Source organism: Micromonospora sp. NRRL B-16802 (genome assembly GCF_001279555.1).
Lineage (GTDB): Bacteria > Actinomycetota > Actinomycetes > Mycobacteriales > Micromonosporaceae > Micromonospora > Micromonospora profundi.
Genome location: NZ_LGEB01000102.1, coordinates 1 through 2,287, shown reverse-complemented (window position 1 = coordinate 2,287; position 2,287 = coordinate 1). Strand labels below are relative to the sequence as shown.

Sequence of the window (2,287 nt, the reverse complement as noted above, 5' to 3'; positions counted from 1 at the left end):
AGACGATCCACGGCGGCTGCTCACCCCTCCTCACGTTCAGACAGAACGATCCTCACGTCCCGAGGACACGCCCAACATCATTTAGTTAGGAGTTCTTAGTGTGGACGCGTGCAAGGCTGGCTGGGTTGGAGTTGTCCTGCACGACGGCGTCGTGACGGTACATGTCGGGAGAACGATCGCCGCGCTCGTAACCAATGCTGAGATGGATGGTCACCTCGCCGTCATCGGCATCGACATTCCGATCGGCCTGCCGGACACCGGGCGGCGCCAGGCGGACGTGCTGGCGTACAAGTTGGTGGGGCCTCGACGATCGTCGGTGTTCATGACACCGGTCCGGAGCAGGCCGCGTTGAAGTGTCTGTACCTGGTGACCCGGTCCCTGGACCCCACCGGAGCAGGCAGAACCCGATGGACGATGCGCTGGAAACCCGTGTTGAACGCCTTCGCCATCACCTTCAGCGACCGCTTCCCAGCCGCTGAAACCTGCTAACCAAGATCGCCGGAAACACCCTTAGCGAGACAGGCCCACCCAAACACGATCGGCCGATGGCAGAGAGCCGTGTAGCGTCCTGTTTCTCGCGGAGTGCTCTGGTTTTCTGCACAACGGTCGACGCCGCTCTATCTCGCCTGGCAGGGAAGTGTGCGCAGGTCAGGGTGGTAAGGAGCTGCGGGTCGGCCCGGTTCTGCAAGTGGGAGCAGATTGGGTGCAGGTTGGCGAAGAAGTCTCCGCGCCCATAGTGCTCACCGACGCCGAACAGAGACGAGGGCTTTGACCTGTCGTGATGCGGTCGAGCGGTGCGGCGTGACCCTCCCAATAGAGGTCGAAGTGATCAGGCGTTGCTGCCTCCGGGATGGGGCTGGCGCCGGCGTCTCCGTTCGCCTCAGGCCACGTCTGCAGTGATACGTGTGTGTCGCTGCCGGTCGGACGCAACTTCCGTCTCGGGTTCCCCCCATATCCGCGCGGGGTGCATCCTCGTTGCTGCTCGGCAGGCATCCGTCCGTTCTCACAAGGCGGCGGCGATCCGGTCGAGTACGGGCACACTGCGATCTCCGTTGACCAGTCGTGACTCGGCAATCGGGAACGGCGCATCTGACCGTACGAGTTCCAGGACTGACACGTACCCCGCATCGGCGGACAGGAAGAGGTCGCAGTCGACCAGGTAGGAGCTGTGCTGCTCGTCGAACGGGTTCCCTTTGGTGACCTTGAAGTCGGTTTGGGCGAGTCGGACGGCCCACCGAATCCAATTACGTCGCATCGCCTTGATGGCGACTTCGCTGAACCAGAAGCGAGTGAAGGCGGAGGGACTGGAGCGCAGCGCCCGCAAGTCGACGTGGGCTCCGACCCAGTCGGCGAACGTCGCGTCCTCGCCACTCAAGACTGCTCGACTGCCTACGACGCTGAGCTGATGCCAGTACAGGTCACGGCATTCAACCCGCCACATCTCTACCGATTCGCCGGCCCAGCCAGCGAGATACGACTCCGGGGCATCGGCAACAGGCGTGACAGTCATGGCTGTGAGGGGCCTGATGGTGAAATTGACCTGCAGCATCTCCGCGCGCTGCTCGCGCTGGCGTCGCACGAGGTAATCGGCCTTGGCACGCTGGTGGCGCACCTCGTGATCGTGCAACGACTGCGAGTCCTGCAATGCCTTCCGCCACACCTGCTTCGTCCAAAAGGTGTGCAGCGACGCCACTCTGGCGGTGTCTGGCATCGAGCGCAGCCAGCGCGGGCGATGCCGGCGAACCTCCGAGATTACCTCCGCCGACGCTGACTCCGCTTCGGTCGCGAGTCGCCGACGTGGACCAGTTCCCATCGCGCTGATGATCCGCTGCCGCGCATGCGGCACTGGAAGCCGGATGACCTCCATCAGGGTGCTCGGTGCCACGACAACATCGAGGCCGTGCGCCGCCATCAGGCCATCGAACGCGTGAGCCACCCCATCGTCGCCGATCGAGGACCAGAGATTGGTGTCTAGCATGACGCGCACATTGAGAATGGTGGCACAGGCTTCGCTCGTCGCGCCCGTGCCGGTCCGGACCGCCGCGGCAACGAGGGCAGCCCGGTCGGCTTGAACGGCTCCGCCCGCGACGACGGCGGCGCCCCGAGCACCCGGTGGTCATACACCGCCGGTTCCGACGTGGACGCGGGCGCTACCTGCGCCTTCGAGGACGCCGGCACGCCGGTCACCACGATCAGCTGCACCGACGACGGCACCTTCACCGTCACGCTCACCGCCGACGACGGCGTCAACGGAGCGGTCAGCGACAGCGCGACGGTCACGCTGAGC

Annotated in this window: 3 protein-coding genes and 1 pseudogene; 3 read left to right on the top strand and 1 reads right to left on the bottom strand. The window is 64.8% G+C overall.

What is annotated here, in order from left to right; translation table 11 throughout:
* Positions 1-100: 100 nt before the first annotated feature.
* Complete coding sequence (locus ADK66_RS31080) at positions 101-352, top strand: DUF429 domain-containing protein (RefSeq protein ID WP_369814833.1); 252 nt, start codon at positions 101-103, stop codon at positions 350-352.
* Positions 337-489 (top strand): annotated as a pseudogene (locus ADK66_RS31690) (IS256 family transposase); the annotation flags it as partial. The gene ADK66_RS31080 and the pseudogene ADK66_RS31690, both read left to right, overlap by 16 nt.
* A 514-nt stretch (positions 490-1,003) precedes the next feature.
* Here the strand turns inward: ADK66_RS31690 and ADK66_RS26880 are convergent.
* Positions 1,004-1,978: a hypothetical protein gene (locus ADK66_RS26880; protein WP_053660167.1), complete on the bottom strand. Its 975-nt coding sequence runs from the start codon at positions 1,976-1,978 to the stop codon at positions 1,004-1,006.
* 90 nt (positions 1,979-2,068) lie between these two features.
* On the opposite strand from ADK66_RS26880, the gene ADK66_RS26875 reads away from it, so the two are divergent.
* Positions 2,069-2,287: hypothetical protein (locus tag ADK66_RS26875; protein WP_197281648.1), on the top strand; the 219-nt coding region annotated here is incomplete at its 3' end.